Genomic DNA, 23,692 nt, shown 5'->3' with positions numbered 1-23,692 from the left:
GAAATAATAGCCTTGCCCCAGGGGGTTGGCAAGCATTTGTTGCACTTTTCTTCACGCGCGTTGCGAGGTGAATGTCAGTCGCCCGGACTCACGGTGTGTCATCAGTCAGCGCCGCCAGGATCGGGCATTGATCCAGTGTGCCGTGGCCGGGGCAGGCGTCGACCAGCTGCGAAAGCGCGGTGTGCATGCGCTGCAGTTCGGCCATGCGCTGCGCGATGTCGTGCAGTCGGGCCTGCGCCGTGTCGCGCACGCTGCCCATGTCCTGCGAGTGGCGGTCACTGAGTGCCAGCAGTTCGGCGATTTCTTCCAGGCTGAAGCCCAGCGTCTTGGCGCGGCGGATGAAGCGCAGCCTGCGCAGGTCCTGCTCGCCGAAGATGCGGTAACCCCCGGCCGAGCGTGCCGCCGTGGGCAGCAGCTGCTGGCGCTCGTAGTAGCGCACCGTATCGATCGGCACGCCGGCCTGGCGTGCCAGTTGACCAATGTTCATGGCGGATTCCTGCGGATGCTGCCGCTCATTGTGAAGCCTTGAGTCTGGTCCAGGGTCAAGGTCCCGTCGCTGGCGGCGCATTCAGCGCACTTTGCAACTTTCTTCATAGCCCCACCGTCGTGGCAGTTCCTACCCTGCGCCTGAACCGGCCGCTGGATGGCCTGCAACGAACCGAGGAGATGGTCTGTGGAAGGATTCAGGAACGAAGGATTCGTCGAGGTCGCGGTGGTCGAGTACCCGGGAGGTGACCCGTCGGCCGCCTCCGTGCTGACCGAGATGGCACATGTCGCCAACCGGCTTGCCCAGCAGCAGCGCCGTCCGTTCAAGCGTGTCCTGGTGACCCGCTGGATCGTGCCGGCCAGCCAGACCGGCGTGCATCGCATTGCCGGCGCGGAGATGCTCGAGGCGGACATTCCGGCCGTGATCGCCGTGCCTGGCCAGATCAGCCAGGGCGTCTGCCTGCGCGCCGATGAGGTGCTGCTGGATTGGCTGCGCGCGCACTACGACGGTGGCAGTCTGCTGGCGGCGGCCAGCGATGGTGTCAGCATGCTCGCGCGCGCCGGTCTGCTGGCCGGGCGCACGGTCAGTGGCCCGGACCTCGGGCGCCACCCGGGTCTGCAGGGGCAGTCGGCCAGCTGGGTGCCCAGTGAGCGCGCGCTGGTCGATGACGGCGACCTGCTGACGGTGGCCGGTTCCCAGGCCTGGCGCTTCCTCGCCCTGCGCCTGCTGTACCGGCTGCACGGTCAGGGCGTGGCGAGTTCCGTTGCGCAGCAGCTGGGGATCACGGTGCCGGCGGCCATCCAGCAGGATCTCGAGCGCTTCAGTGCCAACTTCGCCCATGGCGATCGCGACGTACTGAAGGCGCAACGCTGGCTGCATACCACCGCTGCGCGCGGCGCCACGCTCGGCGCGATCTGTGAGATTTCCGGGCTGGAGCCGCGGACCCTGCAGCGGCGCTTCCTGAAGGCCACCGGCCTGCGCCCGATCGAGTATTGCCAGCGGTTGCGTATCGCCAAGGCGCAGACGCTGCTGCAGCAGGGCGCGGGTATCGATGAAGTGGCCTGGGGCGTGGGTTACGCCGATCAGAGTGCTTTCCGTCGCCTGTTCCTGCGCATTGTCGGAATGACGCCGGCCAACTATCGCCGGCTGGTCAACAACAAGCGACGCGAGCGGCCGCTGTTGTCATCGGTGGCGGGCAGCCTGCGCGGGTTGCAACCGGTGCCTGGCATGCAGATGCCGCGCAGCGCCGCCTGATGCCTGCGGTGGGCGTCGCGCTTGCAACCTGGACGCGACGCTTTGACCATGCAGGCAACGGATGATGGGACAGGTGGGCTGATGTCGAGTGTTGGGCCGGTGCCGATGCCGGTGGTGTTGATCCTGATGTGCGTGCTGCTGGCCATGGCCGTGGCACACCTGTGGCCGCGTCGGAAGGACGGGATGGCAGTGCCTTCCGCGGCAAGCATGGTCCTGGACATGTTGCTGATCGGCCTGCTGTGCGGGCGCATCAGCTTCGTGGCCTTGAACTTCGCGCTCTATCGTGAGGCCCCCTGGAGCATCCTGCAGATCGCCGATGGTGGGTATCACCTCTCGGTCGTGCTGGCTGCAGGCCTCGCCTGGGGTGTTTGGCGGCTGAGGCTATGGCGCGCCTTGCGTGCCCCGGTGCTGGCGGGGGCGCTGGTGGGCGTGGTGCTGTGGGCGGCGGGCAGCCACCTGTTGGCAGCATGGCAGGAGCTGCGCATGCCGCTGCCGGCGGTGCAGGTGACCGATCTGCAGGGGCGCGTGATCGACCTGCAGCAGTTCCGGGGCAAACCGCTGGTGCTGAATCTCTGGGCCAGCTGGTGTGGGCCCTGCCGGCGCGAGATGCCGGTGCTGGCATCCGCACAGCAGACCCATACTGACGTGCAGTTCGTGTTCCTCAACCAGGGGGAAACGCTGGGCGAAGTAGAAGGTTTCATCGCGTCCGAGCGGCTTCGGCTGGGCAATGTGCTGCTGGACGATACCGCCTCCGCGTCAACCGCACTGGGTGTGCAGGCCTATCCGTCGACGCTGTTTTTCGACGCCGAAGGGCGCCTGCGTGAACTGCACCTTGGCGAACTGACTGTGGCGGGCCTTGAACACAAACTGCGTCGGCTGCGGTAGCCTGCGCGGGCATCTCACTACGGAGTTCCCATGTTGTCGACTTCCCTGCGCATCGCTCCGGCGGTGCTGTTGCTGCCGGTCATGCTGGCATTGGCCGCCTGCAGCCAGGCCCAGACCCCGCCGGGCAAGACGGCCGCAGCACCGGCGGCCAGCGCTCCGGCAACTGCGGCCAAGGGTGACCGCCCCGCAGTGCTGAAAGGCATCGAGAAGCACGGCTTCGAAGTCGTTGCCGAGTTCGATGCACCGGGTGGTCTGCGCGGCTTCGCTGGCGTGGTGGGCGGGCAGCAGCCGGCTGCGGCCTACGTCACCGCCGACGGCAAGCACGTGCTGGTAGGCAGCCTGTTCGACGCCGAAGGCAACGATGTGGCCGCCGAGGCGGTGGAGAAGCTGGTCGCTGCACCGATGTCGGCCAAGATGTGGACCAAGCTGGAAGCCAGTGCCTGGGTGCGTGACGGCAAGGCCGATGCGCCGCGCGTGGTCTACACCTTCAGTGATGCCAACTGCCCGTACTGCCACAAGTTCTGGGAAGCGGCCCGCCCGTGGGTCGACGCGGGCAAGGTCCAGCTGCGCCACATCATGGTTGGCGTGATCCGCGAGGACAGCCCGGCCAAGGCCGCCGCCATCCTGTCCGCGCGTGACCCGAGTGCGGCATTGCTGGAAAACGAACACCAGTTCGACCGTGGTGGCATCAAGGCCCTGCCGAGCATCAGCCGCGAGATCGCCGGCAAGCTCGACGCCAACCAGGTGCTGATGATCGAGATGGGGTTCCAGGGCACGCCGGGCATCCTGTTCCAGGACGCACAGGGCCAGGTGCAGCGTCGCGCGGGCCTGCCGCAGGGCGCCGACCTGCAGACGGTGTTGGGCCCACGCTGATCGCCGCCAACGTCGTGATGTAACCCACAGGCCCGCATGGCAGCATGCGGGCCTGTTGCTTTTCGTCGCTCCTGCAGACGCTGTGGGGCTGCGCAGCAGCTGTTCGTCGTCACGTCTGAATCGTGACTGACATCAAGCATCGCGCCTTGATCCCAATCAAGGTCAAAAACGACAGGCGGATTAGCCTGTGACGCATGGAATACAGCGTCAACGCGCCATGGATGCCGCGCCAGACATGCCCTGAACCGGGGCGGTCGGCACAGCCATTCACGACACTCTCACCCCCCGATTGTTACCCAGACCGCTGCGGTCGCCACCTCTCTGGCAGCGCGGCCTTGATGGGCTCGACACCGGTGCGGGCAGGGCAGTGTCATCGTCCTGTTGCCTGCCGGATGCAGGCTGGCCGGTGTCGTCAACGCAGTATCCGCATTTCCAGCAACGGCAACGCGAGGCCAGGGCGCTGTGCGCCTGTGTCCGGCCAGCGCGTTGCGAGTGTTTGTCCAGGGAGGATGCAATGCGCTTGGCGGTACTGAGTCTGGCCTGTCTGACCGCGCTGGCGATCACGCCAGCGTATGCGCAGCAGGATGGCCAGGAAGATGCGCAGGCGTTGCGCCAGGAAATCGCTGCCATGCGCCAGGCGCTGGAAGGCATGCAGCAGCGCCTGGATCGGCTTGAGCAGCGAGAGGGAGCCGAAGCGGCCACGCCGCAGGTGCCGGCGCCGATGGTCGCGGCCGCCAGCGGCGCCAACCTGCTGCATGCCACCCAGGTGCCGGGCGTGGCGCAGCCGGTGCTGCCGCAGCGCGAATCCGTGGCCGACCCCTCAACGGCGGCCTCGCGTCCCGACAGCGCCGCTGGGCCGACCGACCCGGATCTGAAGGGCTTCTTTGCCATTCCCGGCACCGATACGGTGATCCGCATCGGCGGCTACGCCAAGCTCGATGCGATTGCCGATTCGCGTGCGGCCGGTGACGAGGATCAGTTCATTCCCTCGTCGATGCCGGTGGGTGGCAGTCATCGCGATGTCTCCAACTTCAACATCCACGCCAAGCAGACCCGCTTCAGTTTCGAGGCGCGGCGCCCGACCACGCACGGCAACCTGCGCTTCTACCTGGAGAATGATTTCTTCGGCAGCAGCGATGGCTACGAGTTCCGCCTGCGCCATGCCTATGGCCAGCTCGGCAATACGTATGCCGGCTACGGCTATTCCAGCTTCATGGATCCGGACAGCCTGCCCGACACGTTGGACTTCGCCGGCCCTGGTGGCGCCGGTTACCTGCTGGTGGCCGGCATCCATCACAGCTTTGCGATGGGCAAGGGCAACACCCTGACCGTCGCCGCTGAAGACCCGAAGACAGAGCTTGCCGGCGCCAGCGACGCCCGCGCGGCAGTCAATCGCCTGCCCGATGTGACGGTGACCGCGCGCATGGAGCGCGACTGGGGCCACCTGCAGCTGGGCGCGGTGGCACGCAGCCTGGCCTACGACGGCGATGGCGAGCGCGACCGGCGCATGGCCGGTGGCCTGCAGCTGAGCGGCTCGGCCTCAGTGGGCGAGCGCGACCTGCTGCTGTTCGGCGTACTCGGCGGGCGCGGCCTCAGTCGCTACACCGCCGACCTGACCGGCTCCGGGCTGGATGCGGTGGTCGGTGCCGATGGCCGCCTCGACGCGCTGGACCTGCACGGCGGTTTTGTTGGCTACACCCATTACTGGTCCGAGCTGTGGCGTTCGAACCTGATCTTCGGCCAGCTGACCCTGGAGCGGAATGCCGCACTGGCGGCCGACGCATTCCGGCAGAGCCGCTACGGCGTGTTCAACCTGATCTGGAGCCCGGCGCCTTCGTGGACGATGGGCATGGAGCTGCTGTACGGCCGCCTGGAACAGCAGGGCGGCGCGCGCGGCGACACGGTCCGGGTGCAGGGCAGCCTGCAATACAACTTCATCAAATAGGCGCCAGCGGTCGTATGCCAGCGTAACCCGTCCCCACGCCCGGCTGCACCGGGCTCATGCCAGTACAGGAGATTGTCATGGCAGAAGCAAAGAAAATCGGGGTGGTCGGAGCCACCTTCCTCGTCGCCGGCAACATGATGGGCTCAGGCGTGTTCCTGTTGCCGTCCAGCCTGGCCAAGATCGGTACCGCCTCGATCTGGGGCTGGCTGATCACCACCGCCGGTGCGCTGCTGCTGGCCTTCGTGTTCGCCAAGCTGGGCAAGCTGGCACCCAAGGCGGGCGGTCCCTATGCCTACGCGCGTGACTGGTTCGGGCCGTATATGGGCTTCCAGACCAACACCATCTACTGGTTCGCCAACTGGATCGGCAACGTCGCCATCCCGATCGCGGCGGTGGGCTACTTCAGCTACTTCTTCCCGATCCTGTCCGAGCCGCTGGTGCGCTGCATCGCGGTGCTGGTGCTGGTGTGGGCGCTGAGCTTCGCCAACATGATCGGTCCGGCCTTCGTCAGCCGCGTGCAGACGGTCACCACCAGCTTCGCGCTGGTGCCGATCCTGGGCATCGCGATCTTCGGCTGGTTCTTCTTCGATGCCGACATCTTCAAGGGCGCCTACAACGTGTCGGGTGAATCCAACTTCGGCGCGATTTCCAGCGCTGCGGCGCTCACCCTGTGGGCCTTCATCGGCGTGGAGTCGGCTTCGGTGACCGCCGGCGTGGTGGAAAACCCGGAAAAGAACGTGGCCCGTGCCACGCTGGCCGGTGTGTTCCTGGCCGCCATCGCCTACATCGCCAGCTCCTCGGTGATCATGGGCATGGTGCCGAACTCGGAACTGCAGGTGTCCGATGCGCCGTTCGCACTGGCCGCGGCCAAGGCGGTGGGGGGCTGGGGCGGTGCGCTGGTCAGCCTGTGCGCCTTCATCGGTGCTGCCGGTTCGCTGGGCGGCTGGATCCTGCTGACCGCACAGAGCGCCAAGGCGGCTTCCGATGATGGCCTGTTCCCGAGCATCTTCAGCAAGACCAACAAGGATGACGTGCCGGTCAAGGGCGTGCTGATCGTGGCGGTGCTGATGACCCTGGCGGTGCTGGTCACCTCCACCTCGGAAACCGCGTCGGCGCAGTTCGACGTGATCACGTCGGCGGCGGTGGTGCTGACCCTGTTGCCCTACATCTACTCGTGCGTGGCCTGCTACTTCGTGGTCGAGCGCTCGCACACCCTGGTCCACACCGGTGCGTTCTGGACCCTGACCAGCCTGACCGTCGTGTACTGCCTGTGGGCGATCTACGGCTCGTCGGGAACCATCGTGCAGTACGCCTTCCTGTTCGTGCTGTTCATCACCGTGTTCTATCCCTTCTTCAGCGAGGAGCGCCGCCAGCAGCGGCAGCGCGCCCGCGAGGCATCGGCCATCAGCGCCGGCGCCCAGCGTTCCTGAGTTCGACAAGGAGAATCAACGTGTACTTCAAGTCCCTGGACTATCCGGTCATTGTCATCGACAACGACTACGAGTCGCCGCGCATCGGCGGCATCCTGATCCGCGCCCTGGTGGAAGAACTGCGCAGCAACGACCAGCGCGTGCTGTGCGGCCTGAACCTGGATGATGCCCGCGCCGGTGCCCGCACCTATGTGGCGGCCTCGGCGGTGCTGATCTCGATCGACGGCAGCGAAGAGGTGGATGGCGAGTTCCAGCGCCTGACTGCCTTCCTGCGCGAGCAGAGCGCGCGCCGCGCCAACCTGCCGGTGTTCCTGTACGGCGAGCGCCGCACCATCGAGAAGGTGCCGAGTAAGCTGCTCAAGTACATCCACGGCTTCATCTTCCTGTTTGAAGACACCAAGAGCTTCATCTCGCGGCAGGTGATGCGCGCGGCCGAAGACTACATGAAGAATCTGCTGCCGCCGTTCTTCAAGGCACTGATCCATCATGCGGCCGAGTCGAACTATTCCTGGCACACGCCGGGCCACGCCGGCGGCGTGGCGTTCACCAAGTCGCCGGTCGGCCGTGCATTCCACCAGTTCTACGGCGAGAACACGCTGCGCAGCGATCTGTCGATCTCGGTGCCGGAGCTGGGCTCGCTGCTCGACCACACCGGCCCGATCAAGGATGCCGAGAACGAGGCGGCGCGCAACTTCGGTGCCGACCATACCTTCTTCGTCACAAATGGCACTTCCACCGCCAACAAGATCGTGTGGCATGGCACGGTGGCGCGCGGCGACGTGGTGTTCGTCGATCGCAACTGCCACAAGTCGCTGCTGCACGCGCTGATCATGACCGGTGCAGTGCCGGTGTACTTCACGCCCAGCCGCAACGCGCACGGCATCATCGGCCCGATCAGCCTGGACCAGTTCACGCCGGAGTCGCTGCAGCAGCGCATCGCCGCCAACCCGCTGGCCAGCCAGGCCTACAAGGCCGGTTCCAAGCCACGCATTGCGGTGGTCACCAACTCGACCTACGACGGCCTGTGCTACAACGCCGAGAAGATCGCTGACGAGATCGGCAGCGCGGTCGATTTCCTGCACTTCGACGAAGCGTGGTACGCCTACGCGGCGTTCCATCCGTTCTACGAGAACCACTACGGCATGGCCAAGGGCAAGCCGCGTGAGCAGGATGCGATCATCTTCACTACGCATTCCACCCACAAGCTGCTGGCGGCGTTCTCGCAGGCGTCGATGATCCACGTACGCAATTCTGCGCAGCGCAACCTGGATGCCGAGCGCTTCAACGAGTCGTTCATGATGCATACCTCGACCAGCCCGCACTACGGGGTGATCGCGGCCTGCGACGTGGCCTCGAAGATGATGGAAGGCGATGCCGGCCGTTCGCTGGTGCAGGAAATGCATGACGAGGCCATCGCCTTCCGCCGCGCGATGCTGCATGTCCGCGATGATCTCGGTCGCGATGACTGGTGGTTCAGCGTGTGGCAGCCGACCCAGGTCGAGCGCAGCCTGGACAAGGGCGATACGCCGGCGCCGCTGGTGGCCAAGCGCGAGGAGTGGTACCTGCAGCCGGATGCGCACTGGCATGGCTTCGAGAACCTGGTCGACGACTATGTGCTGATCGACCCGATCAAGGTGACCCTGCTGACGCCGGGCCTGGCGATGGACGGCAGCATGGGCAAGCTGGGCATCCCGGCGGCGGTGCTGAGCAAGTTCCTATGGGGCCGCGGCATCACCGTGGAGAAGACCAACCTGTACTCGGTGCTGTTCCTGTTCTCGATGGGCATCACCAAGGGCAAGTGGAGCACCTTGGTGACCGAGCTGATGGCGTTCAAGGAGCTGTACGACCGCAATGCGCCGCTGAGCCAGGCACTGCCGACCCTGGCTGCCGATTATCCGAATGCCTACGCCGGTTGGGGCCTGCGTGACCTGTGCGACGCGCTGCATGCGTTCAACCAGGAATTCGCCGTGGCCAAGGTGATGCGCGAGATGTACGTGGATCTGCCGACGCCGGTGATGACCCCGGCCGATGCCTACAACCACCTGGTCAAGGGCGAGATCGAGCGGGTCGACATCGAGCAGATCAGTGGCCGCATTGCGGCGACCATGCTGGTGCCGTACCCGCCGGGCATCCCGACCATCATGCCCGGCGAGCGCTTCGGCGACAGCGACGAGCCGATCATCCAGTCGCTGCGCATCGCCCGCGAGCAGAACGCCCGTTTCCCTGGCTTCGAGTCGGACGTGCACGGGCTCATCATCGAGCAGGAGGGGGATGTGGTTTCGTACAAGGTGGAGGTGCTGAAGGCCTGACCCGCAACGGTCGGCCCTTCGGCGAACGATGGATACCGCGCGCGAGCAACGCATCCTGAAGTTCTCGATCGGGGTCACCCTGGCGGTGAGCGCGGTCGGTTTCAGTGGTGGCCTGCTGGTGGGATCGCAGGCCATCCTGTTCGACGGCGTGTACAGCCTGGTCGACGTCGCCCTGACCCTGGTGTCGTTGTCGGTGCTGCGGCTGGTGGCGCGGGAGCAGAGCCCGCGCTTCCAGTACGGCTACTGGCACCTGGAGCCGATGGTCGAGGCGCTGGGCGGTGTGATCCTGTCGCTGGCCTGCGTGTATGCGCTGGCCAACGCCGTGATCGGATTGACCACGGGCGGGCACGAGGTGAAGTTCGGGCCCGCGCTGTGGTGGGCGGCACTGCTGAGTGCCAGCAATCTGGCGATGGCGGCATTCGTCGCACAGCGTGCGCGGCACCTGCGCTCCGCCCTGTTGTGGCTGGACGTGCGCGGCTGGCTGCTGGGCGGATTGATGAGCCTGGCGGTGGTGCTGGCCTTCGTGCTGGCGCTGGTCCTGCACGGCGGTGAGTGGCACCACTGGGTGCCGTACCTGGATTCGATCGTGCTGGCGTTGATCAGCCTGGCAGTGCTGCCGGTGCCGGCGCGCAGCGCGTGGAAGGCCATGCGCGAAGTGCTGCAGGTGGCACCCGATGATCTGGACCGGCGCGTGCAGCAGGTGATGCAGGCGTTCGTGGCCGAGCGTGGCTATGCCGGTTTCACCAGCCACGTGGCGAAGATGGGGCGGATGCGCTTCATCGAGATCCATGTGCTGGCTGACCCGGCCATGCCGCTGGGGTCGGTGGGCGAAGTCGACGCGATGCGCGACGAGATCGCGGTGCGGCTGGATGCGCGGGGCAGTACCTTCTGGTTGACCATCGATTTCACGGCGGATCCGGCGTGGACGTGATCGTTGCGCGTGGCGAATCGATCTGTTGCACGGGCGTTGTTTGACCTCAACTCATGTTCAGGTTGCAGACTCACTCGCATCCCCAACGAGGCATGCGGCATGAACCTGCTGACCACCCCCGACCTCGGCCACGGCCTGCTGGAACTGTTCAATCCTGCGGGGCTTTACGACCCTTCGGCCAATGGCTACTCGCACGTGGCCGTGGTGCGCCTTCCCGCCCGGGTCATCCATATCGCCGGGCAGGGCGGTGAGGATGCCGATGGCCATCTCTCCCCCGGTTTCGAGGAACAGGTCGAGCAGGCGCTGGACAACCTGCAGATTGCATTGGGTTCGGCGCAGGCCAGCCTGGCCGATGTCGCACGGTTGCGCATCCTGGTGGTCGACCACGACGAGGACCGGCTGGGCATCATCGCCCGTCAGGTGCGGCGGCGTTGGCCTAACCGCGCGGCGCCGACCTGCACCCTGATTCCCGTGCCGCGGCTGGCGCTGGACGGCATGCTGTTCGAGATCGAGGCGGAGGCCTACGCCGCCTAGCGCAGGTAGTACTCCACCGGCACCACCAGTTCCTGCGGTGCCTTCATTTCCACGGGAATGGGCGGCAGCGGCTGCGCGCGGCGGAACGTCTGCAGCGCGGCGTCGTCGAGCATCGGTTGGCCACTGGACTGCTCCAACCGCAGCGCCAGCAGGCGTCCCTCGCGATCGATGCTGGCCCTGACCCAGGCGGTCCCCTGCTGCCGGCGCGAGCGCGCGGCGGCGGGGTAGTAGCGGTAACGCTCCAGCCGCGCCATCAGGCGGGCTTCCCACTGGTCGCTGGCGGCGCCGGCCTGGAAGTCCGCCGGTGGTGCGTCGGGAGCGGGCGGCGCGGCCGTGATCGATGCCGGTGCGGGACTTGCATTGGTCACGGCCGCAGGCGGGGCGACCGGCAGGGCTTGCCGGCCAGGGCCACCGCGTTCGCTGGCGGCCACCTCGCCCTCGCGTGCGGCGGTGGGCTTCGGTGGAGGGGGCGACTTCGTTGGTTGCGATGCGCGCGCCTGCTGCGCCTGGCTGGGGGTGTCGGCCTGGCGCTCTTCCACTGGCTGGGGCGGCGTCGCCGGCGCCAGCAGGCGCAGGCTGATGCGCACGTCCTGCTCAGGCGGCGGCAGCAACGGCGGCGTGGCCACCCAATGCATCAACAGCAGCAGGGGCAACAGGTGCAGGCCGATGCTGATGGCGATCGCCTGCCAGTGTTGGCCGCGCTCACTCATCGTCCAGCACCCATAGCAGGTCGGCGTCGGCCGCCTCGACGGTTTCACCCGGCGAGGCCAGTGCGATCACCAGCGCTGGTGTATCCGCTGGCAGGTAGCCCGGCACGCCGGTACCGCGCAGTACATGCCAGCGACCAGCCACCAGCAGCGAGGGCGCGGGTGCTGCGGTCAGCACTTGTGCCATGCGCGTGTCGCGGGCCTGTTGCACGGCCAGCATCCCTTCCAGCATCGGTGCTGCGTCCGCATGCTGGGCCAGCACCACGGCCGACAGGCGTTGCTGGGCAGCGGGCACCGGGAACCGCACTGCATCCGCGGACGCAAGGCGCGCGTTGACCTCGGCGCGCGCGAGATTGCCGCCGAACAAGGGGATGCCGGCAGCGGTGGCGTCCTGCACCAGCCCGCCGTAGGCGGTCCACGGCCATCGTGTATCCCAGCCCAGCAGCTCCTGCAGGCGCGCACCGCCGGCATGGTTGCCATTGGCCAGCCAGCGCTGCACCCGCTGCAGGCGCGGCTGGCGTTCGCTGGCAATCATCTCCAGCACCAGTGCGCCTTGTGGTCGTTGCTGCTGCAGCACGTGCAGCAGCCAGCGCTGGGCGGCGTGGTCTCCGGCCAGGTCGTGGCGTTCGCCCAGCAGCAGTCGCGGGGCGTTCGCTGCGCGCTTCACGAACGCAGCTTCGTCCAGGGTCTGGCCGCTGGCGAGGTCGAGCACCGTGCCGGGCATCGGCTGCGCGCTGGCCATTGCGGCCAGTGCAAGCAGGCATAGCGGCAGCCAGCGACGGCTAGAACGCCACATTGACGCCCATCGAGACGGTGCGGCCACGGCCGTTGCCGCGGTCCAGGATCGGGCTGAAGATGCTGTCGATCGAGGCATTGTTGTCATAGGCCTTGTTCTGCAGGTTTTCGATGTTCAGCCACAGCGTGGTGTTGGGCTGGGGCTTGAAGCTGGCGTAGAAGTCGAGCAGTACACCGGTACCGCCGGTCTTGCGAGTCTGGAAGAAGTCGTAGCCTTCTTCGGTGGGCCCGGAGTATTCGGCGCGCAGGCCGGCCTGCACGCGCTGCTGCCACCAGCGGCCGCCCACGTCCAGCGTCCAGTAGCGGTCGGGCAGGGCGGTGATGTCTTCCAGGTTGACGAATTCGATGGCGGGCGCGCTGGTGTGTGAACGTGTCCAGCTCAGCGTGGCGTGGTAGTGCTCGCTGGCGTAGTGCGCTTCCAGTTCGATACCGCGCATGCGCACCACGCCCGGGTGGTTCATCCAGCGCGTGGTGGTGCTGAAATCGTCCACGTCCAGCGCATCGGTCCAGGCAGTGAGCTGCGGATCGCTGTCGATCGGTACCACGAAGGGCTCCACTTCCGGCGGATGCACGATCAGCAGGTATTGCGGCTTGATGTAGTCGCGGATGCGGTTGTCGAAGCGGGTGACGCGCAGCTGGGCCAGGTCGCCGTCAACCAGCAGCGAGTCGGTGCTGAGGTTGGCGCCGAACTGCAGGTTGCGCGAGCGCTCACGGCGCAGGAACGGGTTGGCGCCCACGCCGTCGGCATCGCTCATGCCTTCCAGCGGGATTTTTTCGAAGAACATCTCCTGCACGCGCGGCGGGCGCGATGTGCGCGAGGCTTCGGTGAACAGCTGCAGCCAGTCGGTGGCCTGCCACGAAACCGCCAGGCTGGGGCTGAGCGCGTGCTGGGTGCGGCGCACGTCGATGCCGCCGCCGTTGATCTCCGCGCACTGGCCGGGGACATCCGAGCACACCGGGACGTGGCCACGGATGCCATAGCGATCCTGGCGCAGGCCTGCGGTCAGCGCGTAGACGTCGTACTGCAGTTCCAGCGTGCTGAACACACTGTCCAGCTGGCTGCGACCCTGGGGGTTGGCGCCGCGCAGGGTCGGAGTGTCGGCCACGTAGATGTCCGACTGGTGCTTGATGCCGGTGTTCCAGCGTGCCTGCAGCGCGCCGATGTCGAAGCGGCTGGTGTTGTCGAGTGTCCAGCTGCTCAGGCTGCTGTGGGTGCGGCGGCCGATGTAGCTGGAGTCCTCCACCGGCGGATAGAACAGCCGGGTCTTGTTGCTGGCGAAGGTCGCACGCAGGTCGATCCACGGCGTGTAGGGCGTGTAGTGGTAGCTGGCACGCTGGTTGCGCGCGGAAATCTGCCACGGGTAGTTGTGGTAGAAGTCGTTTTCGTAACGCATGTGGCTCAGGTCCAGCCGATGCTGGTCACTGGGCTGCAGGCGTGCTTTCAACAGCCAGCTGCTGGGTTGCTGGCTGCCGGGGTCGGCATTGTTCTTCTGCCCGCGTGCCGTGGCGTACTCGCCGCTGCGACTGCTGCTGGCGGCGGCCAGCAGGCCGAACTGGCGGTCACCACCGTCTTCGCTGTGGCGCCACGCGCCGGCGAAGGTGCGGCCATTGCCGTAGCCGTTGTTGCCATGACGGTAGCCCGCGCGCAGGCCCCAGTCACGACCTTCGCCAAGCAGATCGTCGATGTCGAGCGTGCGGAAATTGGCACTGCCGGTCAGCGTGCCGGCGCCATCACCACCGGCGACCGCGCCGCGCTGCACGTCCACGCCGGCCAGCAGGAACGGATCGACATAGGCGAACGGCCCGCCTGAGCCATGGCCCGCGTTGTTGCGGAAGGTCTGGGTGACACCATCGATCATGGTGTTGACCCGGCCGGCGCCGGTCATGCCGCGGATGTTGACCTGCAGGCCAGGCTGGCTGCGCGAATGGAAACTGTGGGTGCCGGGCATCGAACGCAGCAGGCTGTTGCCGTCCTGGCGTTCGGCCATCGCCACGCGCTCGCTGCGGACCGCCGGCGCGAAGCCATCGCGCGTGGCCGGCACATACTGGCTGGCGCCTGCACCGGGAGAATGACCCTGCGCGGTATCGCCCTGCACGCGCAGCGGGCCGGTTCGACGGCTGCCATCGGCGGGTTCGGCCGGCGCCGGTTCCAGGGTGGCGCGGCGTGCGTCGATGAAGCGGGGGCGCAGGCCGCTGCCGGCCAGCAGGCGCGACAGGGCCTGAGCGTCGTCGAACTGTCCGCGCAGCGCTGGCGCCGTCTGGCCGCCCGGCAGTGCCGCACCGATCACCAGGTCGACACCGGTCAACCGGCTGTAGGCGTCCAGTGCGCTGGCCAGCGGTTGTGCAGGAAGATCGAAGTGGCGGGTGGCGGCCTGCGCGTGTGCGCTGGCGGACAACAACGGAAGCGGACTGGCGCAGGCCAGTGACAGGGCGAGGACAAGGGGGCGGTGAAACAGCATCGGGGGCTCCAGGGGCTGACGCAGTGCGTCGTCATCCTGGGTAGACGCAGCGACAGGGCCGATGTCAGGGTGCATCGCGATGTCCCTTGCGTGGTGGCAGCCACACCTGCACGCCCGCGCCCAGGCGGAGCACGCGCACATGCAGCTGCGTGGCCAGCTGGTCACGGCTGCGCGCCGCACCGTCGGCGCTGCCGAGCAGGGTGACCGGCTGCTGGCGCAGGTGTGCGCCGATGATCCAGGTATGGCCGCCATGCCAGCGATCCAGGTCCTGGGTGACTTCGGCCAGGGGCGTGGAGATCCAATGCAGGCGACGTTCGCGCCAGGCCAGCGCACTGTGGCTGGCAGCCTGGCTGACGGTCGCTGCCTGTCCATCGAAGCGCAGCTGCTGCCCTTCGATGGCCTGCTCACTGCGGCTGCCGCTGTCCACGCGGACGCGATGCTCGGTGACGGTGACCACGCTGTCGTTGTCCTGCACGGCAAGGTCGAAGGCCGTGCCGAGCGCAGTGACCGTGCCGTGCGTCGTATGCACCTGGAACGGGTGCTGCACATCGGCGGCTACCTTGAACCAGGCCTGGCCGTGCTGCAGCTGCAGCTGCCGGCGCTGTGCATCGATGCGGACATGGACTTCGCTGCCGGGCGAGAGCAGCACGTGGGAACCATCCGGCAGGACTTCTTCGCGGATCTCGCCTGCCGCGGTGCGCATCACCTGGGCGGCGGGTGGCGCGGCCTGGCGGGTATACAGGCCCAAGGCACAGAGCAGCAGCACGGCAGTGCCGGCGTCGCGCAGGCGCCGGCGCTGCCGCTTGCGCTGGTGCCGCTGCAGGCTGGGCGTCGCGTCACCGGCCTGCCAGAGCGCCTGCAGGTGCTGGTACTGCGCGGCGTGGCGGCAATCGGCGTGGTACCACTGGTTGAAGGCGCGCTCGTCGCGGCCGCCTTCGTGGCCGTCCAGCCACCAACGCGCGGCCTCGCGCGCGATCGCATCCTGGCTCATGCGCCGGGTACCTGCTGCAGCGCCACCAGCGCACGCAGCAGATGGCCGTGCGCGGTCTGCCGGCTGATGCCGAGCTGGCGGCCGATCTCGGCCAGTGCCATCTGCTCCACCCGGGCCAGCAGGAATACCTGGCGCGAGCGCGGTGGCAGCGCGGCGATGATCGCATCGAGATGGCGCAGCTGTTCGGCGTCCAGCAGGTGCTGCTCCGGCAGCGGTGCAGGATCGGCGAGGGCGTGCAGTTGCGCGTCATCCAGCGCTTCCTCACGACGGCGCTGGCGTTGCCGGTAGTGATCAGCGATCAGATTGTGGGCGACGCGGTACAGGTAGGCACGGCCGTTGCTCAGCAGGCCGCTGGCGGCGACCTTGACGACGCGCAGCCAGGTTTCCTGGACGACGTCATCGGCGTCGCAGCGTTGCGGGAGTTTGCGGCGGACATGGGCGTGCAGCGGCCGGTAATGGGCCGCGCACAGCTGCGCGACATCCGTCGGTTCGACAGGCGTGGACACGGGGCGGGCGACAACTGGGAAAGGGAACAGCCCGCGGCGGCAAGGGCAGCGGCTGCACCTTACAGCAAAAGAGAATCATTTGCATCTATAGATGGGCATGGCACACCTGCCCGAACGCGGGATCAGCGCGGGCGATAATCGCAGTGGATCTGCAGGGCTTCGGTGGGGTTGTGGTGCAGTTCGAAGCCGCAGTGCTGCAGGCTGTGCTTCACCCGCACGACCGCTTCGGCATGACGGGCGACGCGACGATCCTGCCAGCGCGGCGGGGTGAACACGCCCAGCGGCAGCAGCCTCAGCCGCTTGCCGTGCAGTACCAGTGAGACATCGATATGACGGCCATCGATATCGTGGCCGTTGGCGCCGAAGATGGCATCGACTTCATCGTGGCGCTGCGGATAGCAGGTGCGGAAGAGGGTGATGCCGAGCCGCCGCACCAGGCGCCGGAAGCCACCGAGGCGGCTGTGGCGGGGCTCGAAGCCCCGGGTGAGCAGCAGGCGCAGTTCGGCAGGCAGCAGCGCCTGTGCGTCGAGCAGGCGTTGCAGCACCTCTGCGTCGATCTGGATATGGCGGGAGGGCCAGCGCGGGGCGATACGCAGTCCGTGGCGGCTGTCGCGGTGCAGGGTCAGCATGCGTGAAGCTTCGCATGCGGGCGAACAGCCGGGGTAGTGCCGGCCGCTGGCCGGCAGATTCGGGTGCCGGCCAGCGGCCGGCACCACCATCGTCGGGTCAGAGGTCGCGGTACTGGATCTGCGACGCCAGTACGCGCAGGCCGTCAGCATTGCTGGACAGGATGCGTTCTTCGCCAACCCCCTTCTGTCGCGTCAACTGGAAGCCCTGGTCGGCAGGCAGCTGCGCGGCGATGGCATCCATGCGCTGCAGCGCATCGGGGCCGCTGCAGTCGAAGTGGCCCCAGCAGGCGCCATTGCGGTGGATCTGCAATCGGTAGTTCATCGCGGCATCTCCGGCAGGCCCTGCAGCCAGTGGTCGAACATCGCGGTGGCCGCCGCCGCCAGCGGTGCACCGTAACGACGCGCCTGGGCGCGAAGATCGTTCGGATCGATGCCGGCCTGCGCCAGCTCCAGGGTGTGGCCGATCAGCCAGCGTTCGAACTGGCGGGCGTCCAGCTCCGGATGGCATTGCAGGGCCAGCGCATGGTGGCCGATGGCGAAGGCCTGGTGGCGGCAGGCCGGCGTGCTGGCCAGGCGTTTGGCACCGGTTGGAAGTTCGAACGCTTCGCCATGCCAATGCAGTACGGGAATGCCTTGCAGGGCCTGCAGCGGTGAACGCTGGCCTTCATCGGTCAGCAGCAACGGTGCAAAGCCGATCTCCTTGCCCCCACTGGCGGCGACGTCGGCACCGAGCGCACGGGCCATCAACTGCGCGCCGAGGCAGATGCCCAGGGTCGGCTGTTGCTGCTGCAGCCGGCGCTGCAGCAAGGCGATGCTGTCGGTGACGAAGGGATAGGTCTCTGTGTCATTGACGCTGATCGGACCGCCCAGCACTACCAGCAGGTCGGCGGTTTCGGCGGAGTCGAGGGCGTCGACACCGGCCTGCAGCACCTGCAGCTGCCAGCCCTGCGCCAGCAGCAACGGTTGCAGGGTGCCGAGGTCTTCAAAGGCGACGTGTTGCAGAACGACCGCGCGCTTCATGCCGGGGCTCCGCTGTTCGGCCAGTAGAAGCTGTCCGGGGTGGCACGGGCACCGAAGATGGCCTGGCCGACGCGGACCACGGTGGCGCCTTCCTCGATGGCCACTTCGAAGTCGCCGGACATGCCCATCGACAGCTGCGACAGGTCGATGCCCGATGGGGCGGTGCGTTGCAACTGGTCGCGCAGCTCGCGCAGGCGCACGAAGCAGGCGCGCACGCGCTCGACCTCCGGGGTGAAGATGGCCAGTGTCATCAGGCCGCGCACGCGCAGCCGGTCGAATGCGGGAAGCTGCTGCACGAAGGCTTCGACGGCTTCCGGTTCCAGCCCGTACTTGCTGGGCTCGGCCGAGGTGTTGACCTGCACGAACACATCCAGCGTGCGATCTTCCAGTTGCAGGCGCTGCTGCAGGGCCTCGGCCACGCGCAGGCTGTCCAGCGCCTGGAACTCGCTGGCGAAGCGCGCCACGTAGCGCGCCTTGTTGGTCTGCAGGTGACCGATCACCGACCAGTACACGCCCAGATCGGCCATCGTCTCGGCCTTGCGTTGCGCCTCCTGCACTTTGTTCTCGCCCAGCTCGTGGCAACCGGCGGCCACCGCCATGCGGATGCGGGCGTCATCGACGGTCTTGCTGACCGGCAGCAGGCGCACGCTGGCCGGGGCACGACCGGCACGGGCGCAGGCCGCGGCGATGCGTTGGCGCACCGTGACCAGGTTGGCGGCGATCTGTTCAACGGACTGGGCGACGGGCCAGTCGGCAGCGGCAAGGGGCATGCGGGCACCTCCAATGCAGGGCGGCCAGGGTGGGATACACTGGCACAGGACAAGAGATATTTTGGCATAGGACAAAATGAAAATCACCGGGCATAGCGCCGAGTCGATCTTCGACAGCATCCGCGAGGGCATCGGCAAGGGCCGTCTGCTGGCTGGCAGCGTGCTGCCGCCGGTGCGTGAGCTGGCCGAGCAACTGGGCGTGAACCGCAATACGGTGGCCGCTGCCTACAAGCGATTGGATGCGGCGGGCCTGGCCAGCACGGCGGGCCGTCGTGGCACGGTGGTGCGCGGATTGCCGCCGACGCTGGCGCGTGAGGGCAGCACGCCGGGGCTGGCGCTGCAGGACCTGGCCGGTGGCAACCCGGATCCGCGCCTGCTGCCGAATCTGCGCCTGGCCCCGGCGGCGCCACGGCTGTATGGCGTGGGCACGGTCGACCCGAGGTTGCAGGCGCTGGCACGCGCCTCGCTGGATGCGGACTGCCCCGAGGGGTACGCGCTGGAGCTGACCCATGGCGCGGTCGATGGCATCGAACGCCTGCTGGCGGCGTGGCTGCTGCCGGGGGATCGCATTGCAGTGGAGGATCCGTGCTTTCTGGGCAGCCTCAATGTGCTCAATGCTGTGGGCCATGCGCCGTTGCCGGTGGCGGTGGACGCGCATGGCATGCAGGTCGAATCGCTGCGGCAGGCACTGGAGGCCGGTGCACGTGCGGTGTTGCTGACCCCGCGCGCGCACAACCCGACCGGGGCCAGCCTGGATGCGAAGCGGGCACGGGCGTTGCGGCAATTGTTGGCGGTGTATCCGCAGGTGGCGGTGCTGATCGACGATCACTACGCGCTGCTTTCGCAGCAGGCCTACCACTCGGTACTGCCGCTGGATGGCCGGCGCTGGGCGCTGCTGCGTTCGCTGTCCAAGCCGCTCGGCCCGGATCTGCGGCTGGCCTGGCTGGCCTGTGATGACGAGACCGCGTCGCGGTTGCGGCTGCGGTTGGCGTCCGGCACGGGCTGGGTCAGTCACCTGCTGCAGGATGCAGCGACCTCGGTGCTGGGGTCGGCAACGCAGCGGGCGAAGATCGCCTCGGCGGGCGAGCGTTACCAGCAGCGGCTGCAGTCGTTGCAGGAACTGCTGCGCGCGCGTGGCCTGCCGACGCCGTTGCCGATGGAGGGGCTGAACCTGTGGCTGCCGTTGCCGGGCGACAGTCATCCGCAGGTGCTGGCGCTGGCCGCGCGCGGATGGCATGTGCGCGCTGGCGAGGTGTTCGCGGTGGCGGCGCCGGGGCATGGCCTGCGCATCACCTGCGCGGCGCTGGGCGCGGCGCAGCTGCGGCAGCTGGCCGATGACCTGGCGGCGGTGTGCGGTCTGTAGCGTCGAGCCATGCTCGACTTTGCTTCGCCTTTGTAGAGCCGAGCCATGCTCGGCTGCTGTTGGTAGAAGCAGTCGAGCATGGCTCGACGCTACAAAAGCAGATCAGGGCGCAGCGTTGGCGCCGGGGCGCACGTAGTAGGACTGGCCGCTGTCATCGACGAACATCAGTTCCGGCTTGCCCTGCCAGGAGGTGAGCATGGCGCCGGTGTTGTTCTGGTGCTTGACCATCAGGCTGGCGCCGCGGTCCGGGTTGGCCACCACCTTGAATACTTCCGTGGTGCCATTGGCATCATCCAGGGTCAGCACGGCTTCACCGCCGCGATCGCTGGTGCCATAGCCCCCGCGTTCGGAGCCATCCGGGCCGAGCAGGATCAGGCCGGACAGGGCGGTGGCGCGCGGCCCCTGGGTACGGCCCCGGCTGAGTGGATCGGGCACCGGCGCGCCGAGGATCACCCGGGGTTGGCCAGTGCCGTCGTGGATGATCAGCCCGCGCGCTTCGATGATGCGCTGTGGCGATTGGCTGCGATGCAGGCTCCAGGCGGTCCAGCCGGAAACCAGCAGGGCGAGTATGGAGACCACCAGCGTGGTCAGCAGCAGTGCGCGGGGCATCGTATCGTCCTTCCCTGGATGCAGCGACGATAGCGGATGCGGGGGACTGATGACCAGTTCGTTGTGTGACGGCGTGTATCGTCAATGGAAATCGCGGCTGTGGCTGCGCAGCCCCTGCAGCAGTTCATCCAGGCAGTGCATGCGTTGCACGATGACATGCTGCACGCCATCGACGCGTTCCAGGCGGCCGTCGATCTGCATCAGCTGGGTGTCGACCAGTACCCGGTGCTGGCGATCGGCCAGGTGCCGCCAGACCACGGCGTTGACCATGCCGGTCTCATCTTCGAGGGTGAGGAAGGTGACGCCGCTGGCGGTCTGCGGGCGCTGGCGCATGCGTACCAGGCCGGCGATGCGCACGCGACGGCCATGGCCATGGCCCGCCAGCTGCGCGGCATCCAGGCAGCCACGGCTGCGCAGTTGCGTGCGCAGGAACGAGACCGGGTGCCGGCCGAGGGTGGTGCCGGTGCTGCGGTAGTCGGCCTGCATGTCTTCCCAGGCGCTGGGCAGGGGCAGTGGAACGCGGGCTTCGGCGGTGGCGCGGGCCTGGTCGAACAGCGGCAGCCGGTTCTCCACGCCGGAGATATCCCAGCGTGCACGATGGCGATGGCCGCTGAGTCCACGCAGTGCACCGGCATCGGCCAGCAGGCCCTGCTGGCGGCGGTCCAGTGAGGTGCGCTGGCACAGGTCGCCGACATCGTCGAACGGGCGACGCGCACGTTCGCGCATGATGGCCTGTACCGCCGCTTCGTTGCAGCCTTCGACCAGGCGCAGGCCGAGCCGGATCGCCGCCGGCCCCTTGCCGAAATCCAGCGTGCAGTCCCAGTCGCTGTGGCGCACGTCCACCGGCAGCACGCCGATGCCATGCCGGCGCGCGTCCTGCAGCAGCTGGTCGGGGCTGTAGAAGCCCAGCGGCTGGCTGTTGATCAGGCTGGCAGTGAACGCGGCGGGATGATGGCACTTCAGCCAGCAGCTGGCATAGGTCAGCAGGGCGAAGCTGGCGGCGTGGCTTTCCGGGAAGCCGTAATCGCCGAAACCCTTGATCTGCTCGAACAGGTGTTCGCCATATTCGCGGTTGAAGCCGTTCTTCAGCATGCCGGACAGCAGCTTTTCGCGGTGCGGCTCCAGGCCTCCACGGCGCTTCCAGGCCGCCATCGAACGGCGCAGGGCATCGGCCTCGCCCGGGGTGTAGCCGGCCGCATCCACTGCCAGCTGCATTACCTGTTCCTGGAACAGCGGCACGCCCAGGGTGCGCGCGAACACGCGCTCCAGCTGCGGCGGGTACAGCGGTTCCTCCAGGTTGTCCAACGCCTGCGGGCCTTGCTCGCGCAGCAGCCGGCGCCGCTCCAGGTAGGGGTGCACCATGTCGCCCTGGATCGGGCCGGGGCGCACGATTGCCACTTCGATCACCAGGTCATAGAAGTTGCGCGGCTGCATGCGCGGCAGCATCGCCATCTGTGCGCGCGACTCGATCTGGAACACGCCGATGGTGTCGGCAGCGCTGATCATGTCGTAGGTGGGGGTGTCTTCGTCGGGGATCGCATCCATGCGCCCGCTGTGCAGGCCATGCTGCTGCAGCATCGCCAGGCACTTGCGGATGGCGGTGAGCATGCCCAGCGCCAGGCAGTCGACCTTCATCAGGCCGGTGGCATCCAGATCGTCCTTGTCCCACTGGATGACGGTGCGGTCGGCCATCGCCGCGTTCTCCACCGGCACCAGGGTCGACAGGGGGTGCTCTGAAATCACGAAACCGCCCGGGTGCTGCGACAGGTGGCGGGGGAAGTCGATCAGCTCGGCGGTCAGCGCCAGCAGCCGCTGCATCAAGGGCGTGTCCGGGTCGAAACCGCGCTCGCGCAGGGTCTCGGGCAGCGGCACGTGGCCACCCCAATGGTCCATCGCCGCGCCCAGTTCGTTGACCTGGTCCATCGGCAGGCCGAGCGCGCGGGCTACGTCGCGGATCGCGCTGCGGCCACGGTAGCTGATCGCCACCGCAGTCAGGGCGGCGCGCTCGCGGCCATAGCGCTTGAATACATACTGCAGCACTTCCTCGCGGCGCTCGTGCTCGAAGTCGATGTCGATATCCGGTGGTTCGTCGCGCTCGGCGGAGATGAAACGCTCGAACAGCAGGTTGCTGCGCGCCGGGTCGATCTCGGTCACGCCCAGCACGAAGCACACCGCCGAGTTGGCCGCCGAGCCACGGCCCTGGCAGAGGATGTCCTGGCTGCGTGCGAAGGCCACGATGTCCTGCACGGTGAGGAAGTAGGAGGCGTAGTTCTTCTGCCTGATCAATGCCAGTTCGTGCTCGATCTGTTTGCGTTGTGCCGGTTCGATGCCGCCTTTCCAGCGCCAGGGGATGCCACGCTCGACCAGCACGCGCAGCCAGCTGTCCGGGTCGTGGCCTTCGGGCACCAGCTCGCGCGGGTAGGTGTACTGCAGCTGCTCCAGGGTGAAGTGGCAGCGCTCGGCGATGCGCAGGGTCTCGGCCAGCAATGCGGGCGGATACAGCTGGGCCAGCGCGGTGCGCGGGCGCAGGTGGCGCTCGCCGTTGGGGAACAGGCGCCAGCCAGCCTCGGCCACGCTGCAGCGGTGACGGATCGCGGTCAGGGTGTCCTGCAGGGCGCGGCGGCGGCGCACGTGCATGTGCACATCGCCGCTGGCCACCAGCGGCAGGCGGTGTCGTTCGCCGAAGGCCTGCAGCTGCTGCAGGCGGCGCGCGTCGTCGTGCTCGTGGTGCAGCTCCACCGCCAGCCACAGCCGATCAGCGAAGCCGGTGCGCAGCAGCTCCAGGTCGGTGGCGGCCGGTTGCCGGTCCAGCCACAGGCACAGCAGGCCGTCGGGCAGGCCGAGCAGGTCCTCGCGCAGGCAGCGGTATTCGCCCTTGGCGGCCCGTCGCCGGCAGGTGGTGATCAACTGGCACAAGCCGGCGTAGGCGGCCTGGTCGGTGCACAGCAGGGCCAGCTTCGGCCCGTCCTCGACCTGGAATTCGGCGCCGACGATCAGTGCCACGCCATGCGTCTTCGCCGCCTGCCAGGCGCGCACGATGCCGGCCAGCGAGCATTCATCGGTGATCGCCAACGCGCGGTAGCCCTGGCCGGCGGCGCGCGCGAACAGTTCTTCGGCGATCGAGGCGCCACGCTGGAAACTGAAGGCCGACAGGCAGTGCAGTTCGGCGTAGCCGGGCAGTTCGTTGTGCATGAC

21 protein-coding genes are annotated in these 23,692 nt (G+C 67.6%); 9 read left to right on the top strand and 12 right to left on the bottom strand.

Annotated elements, in window-relative coordinates; genetic code table 11:
- Window positions 1–88: 88 nt before the first annotated feature.
- Entirely contained in the window at window positions 89–487 is a 399-nt protein-coding gene (locus DFO63_RS03370) for a heavy metal-responsive transcriptional regulator (protein WP_049444459.1), read from the bottom strand.
- 186 nt (window positions 488–673) lie between these two features.
- Here DFO63_RS03370 and DFO63_RS03365 point away from each other — a divergent pair, with 186 nt between their 5' ends.
- The 8 genes from DFO63_RS03365 (at window position 674) to DFO63_RS03330 (ending at window position 10,648) form a co-directional block, all read left to right on the top strand.
- Window positions 674–1,741, top strand: a complete 1,068-nt coding sequence (locus DFO63_RS03365) for a helix-turn-helix domain-containing protein (protein ID WP_014037593.1) — start codon at window positions 674–676, stop codon at window positions 1,739–1,741.
- 81 nt (window positions 1,742–1,822) lie between these two features.
- A complete protein-coding gene (locus DFO63_RS03360) occupies window positions 1,823–2,626 on the top strand; it encodes a redoxin family protein (protein ID WP_049444458.1) in 804 nt (267 codons plus the stop codon).
- A gap of 30 nt (window positions 2,627–2,656) precedes the next feature.
- The gene (dsbG, locus tag DFO63_RS03355) at window positions 2,657–3,499 is read left to right on the top strand and encodes a thiol:disulfide interchange protein DsbG (RefSeq protein WP_049444457.1); all 843 of its coding nucleotides are present in this window, start codon (window positions 2,657–2,659) and stop codon (window positions 3,497–3,499) included.
- 514 nt (window positions 3,500–4,013) lie between these two features.
- Window positions 4,014–5,444, top strand: coding sequence for a DcaP family trimeric outer membrane transporter (locus DFO63_RS03350; RefSeq protein WP_119006439.1), 1,431 nt, complete (start codon window positions 4,014–4,016; stop codon window positions 5,442–5,444).
- Between the two features lie 77 nt (window positions 5,445–5,521).
- Window positions 5,522–6,874 (top strand): arginine/agmatine antiporter, encoded by a 1,353-nt coding sequence (gene adiC / locus DFO63_RS03345; RefSeq protein WP_014037589.1) that lies wholly within the window; start codon window positions 5,522–5,524, stop codon window positions 6,872–6,874.
- 20 nt (window positions 6,875–6,894) lie between these two features.
- Window positions 6,895–9,183, top strand: coding sequence for an Orn/Lys/Arg decarboxylase N-terminal domain-containing protein (locus DFO63_RS03340; RefSeq protein WP_101765690.1), 2,289 nt, complete (start codon window positions 6,895–6,897; stop codon window positions 9,181–9,183).
- A 28-nt stretch (window positions 9,184–9,211) separates the two neighbouring features.
- Window positions 9,212–10,114: a cation diffusion facilitator family transporter gene (locus DFO63_RS03335; RefSeq protein ID WP_049444453.1), complete on the top strand. Its 903-nt coding sequence runs from the start codon at window positions 9,212–9,214 to the stop codon at window positions 10,112–10,114.
- A gap of 99 nt (window positions 10,115–10,213) precedes the next feature.
- Window positions 10,214–10,648, top strand: a complete 435-nt coding sequence (locus DFO63_RS03330) for a RidA family protein (RefSeq protein ID WP_014037586.1) — start codon at window positions 10,214–10,216, stop codon at window positions 10,646–10,648.
- On the opposite strand, the gene DFO63_RS03325 is transcribed toward DFO63_RS03330, so the two are convergent.
- The 9 genes from DFO63_RS03325 to DFO63_RS03285 all read right to left on the bottom strand — a co-directional run bounded on the left by DFO63_RS03325 (window position 10,645) and on the right by DFO63_RS03285 (window position 18,525).
- A complete protein-coding gene (locus DFO63_RS03325; RefSeq protein ID WP_049444451.1) occupies window positions 10,645–11,358 on the bottom strand; it encodes an energy transducer TonB in 714 nt (237 codons plus the stop codon). The genes DFO63_RS03330 and DFO63_RS03325 overlap by 4 nt on opposite strands.
- Window positions 11,351–12,151 (bottom strand): ChaN family lipoprotein, encoded by an 801-nt coding sequence (locus DFO63_RS03320; protein WP_049444449.1) that lies wholly within the window; start codon window positions 12,149–12,151, stop codon window positions 11,351–11,353. Before DFO63_RS03320 ends, DFO63_RS03325 begins: the two co-directional genes overlap by 8 nt.
- Complete coding sequence (locus tag DFO63_RS03315) at window positions 12,138–14,609, bottom strand: TonB-dependent receptor (RefSeq protein ID WP_119006438.1); 2,472 nt, start codon at window positions 14,607–14,609, stop codon at window positions 12,138–12,140. The genes DFO63_RS03320 and DFO63_RS03315 overlap by 14 nt, the downstream gene beginning before the upstream one ends.
- A 64-nt stretch (window positions 14,610–14,673) precedes the next feature.
- Window positions 14,674–15,600, bottom strand: a complete 927-nt coding sequence (locus DFO63_RS03310) for a FecR domain-containing protein (protein ID WP_049444445.1) — start codon at window positions 15,598–15,600, stop codon at window positions 14,674–14,676.
- Window positions 15,597–16,106: a sigma-70 family RNA polymerase sigma factor gene (locus DFO63_RS03305; RefSeq protein WP_049444443.1), complete on the bottom strand. Its 510-nt coding sequence runs from the start codon at window positions 16,104–16,106 to the stop codon at window positions 15,597–15,599. The genes DFO63_RS03310 and DFO63_RS03305 overlap by 4 nt, the downstream gene beginning before the upstream one ends.
- Before the next feature lie 122 nt (window positions 16,107–16,228).
- Window positions 16,229–16,735: a hypothetical protein gene (locus tag DFO63_RS03300; protein ID WP_119006437.1), complete on the bottom strand. Its 507-nt coding sequence runs from the start codon at window positions 16,733–16,735 to the stop codon at window positions 16,229–16,231.
- 97 nt (window positions 16,736–16,832) lie between these two features.
- Window positions 16,833–17,057 carry a hypothetical protein gene (locus tag DFO63_RS03295; protein ID WP_014037579.1) on the bottom strand — a complete coding sequence of 75 codons (225 nt, stop codon included), beginning with the start codon at window positions 17,055–17,057 and terminating at the stop codon, window positions 16,833–16,835.
- The gene (locus DFO63_RS03290; RefSeq protein WP_101765686.1) at window positions 17,054–17,755 is read right to left on the bottom strand and encodes a glutamine amidotransferase; all 702 of its coding nucleotides are present in this window, start codon (window positions 17,753–17,755) and stop codon (window positions 17,054–17,056) included. The genes DFO63_RS03295 and DFO63_RS03290 overlap by 4 nt, the downstream gene beginning before the upstream one ends.
- Window positions 17,752–18,525, bottom strand: a complete 774-nt coding sequence (locus DFO63_RS03285) for a YggS family pyridoxal phosphate-dependent enzyme (protein WP_101765685.1) — start codon at window positions 18,523–18,525, stop codon at window positions 17,752–17,754. Before DFO63_RS03285 ends, DFO63_RS03290 begins: the two co-directional genes overlap by 4 nt.
- A gap of 76 nt (window positions 18,526–18,601) precedes the next feature.
- Between DFO63_RS03285 and ptsJ the strand changes: the two genes are divergently transcribed.
- Window positions 18,602–19,888, top strand: coding sequence for a transcriptional regulator PtsJ (gene ptsJ, locus DFO63_RS03280; RefSeq protein WP_101765684.1), 1,287 nt, complete (start codon window positions 18,602–18,604; stop codon window positions 19,886–19,888).
- Window positions 19,889–19,990: 102 nt separating this feature from the next.
- On the opposite strand, the gene DFO63_RS03275 is transcribed toward ptsJ, so the two are convergent.
- Window positions 19,991–20,497 carry a hypothetical protein gene (locus tag DFO63_RS03275; protein ID WP_049443333.1) on the bottom strand — a complete coding sequence of 169 codons (507 nt, stop codon included), beginning with the start codon at window positions 20,495–20,497 and terminating at the stop codon, window positions 19,991–19,993.
- 81 nt (window positions 20,498–20,578) lie between these two features.
- On the bottom strand, window positions 20,579–23,689 hold the full coding sequence (locus tag DFO63_RS03270; RefSeq protein WP_119006436.1) for an error-prone DNA polymerase: 3,111 nt from the start codon (window positions 23,687–23,689) through the stop codon (window positions 20,579–20,581).
- Between the last annotated feature and the right edge of the window lie 3 nt (window positions 23,690–23,692).

It is taken from the genome of Stenotrophomonas sp. AG209 (genome assembly GCF_003550055.1).
GTDB lineage: Bacteria > Pseudomonadota > Gammaproteobacteria > Xanthomonadales > Xanthomonadaceae > Stenotrophomonas.
The sequence above is the reverse complement of the archived record's forward strand: the minus strand, read 5'-3'. Positions and strand labels throughout refer to the sequence as shown.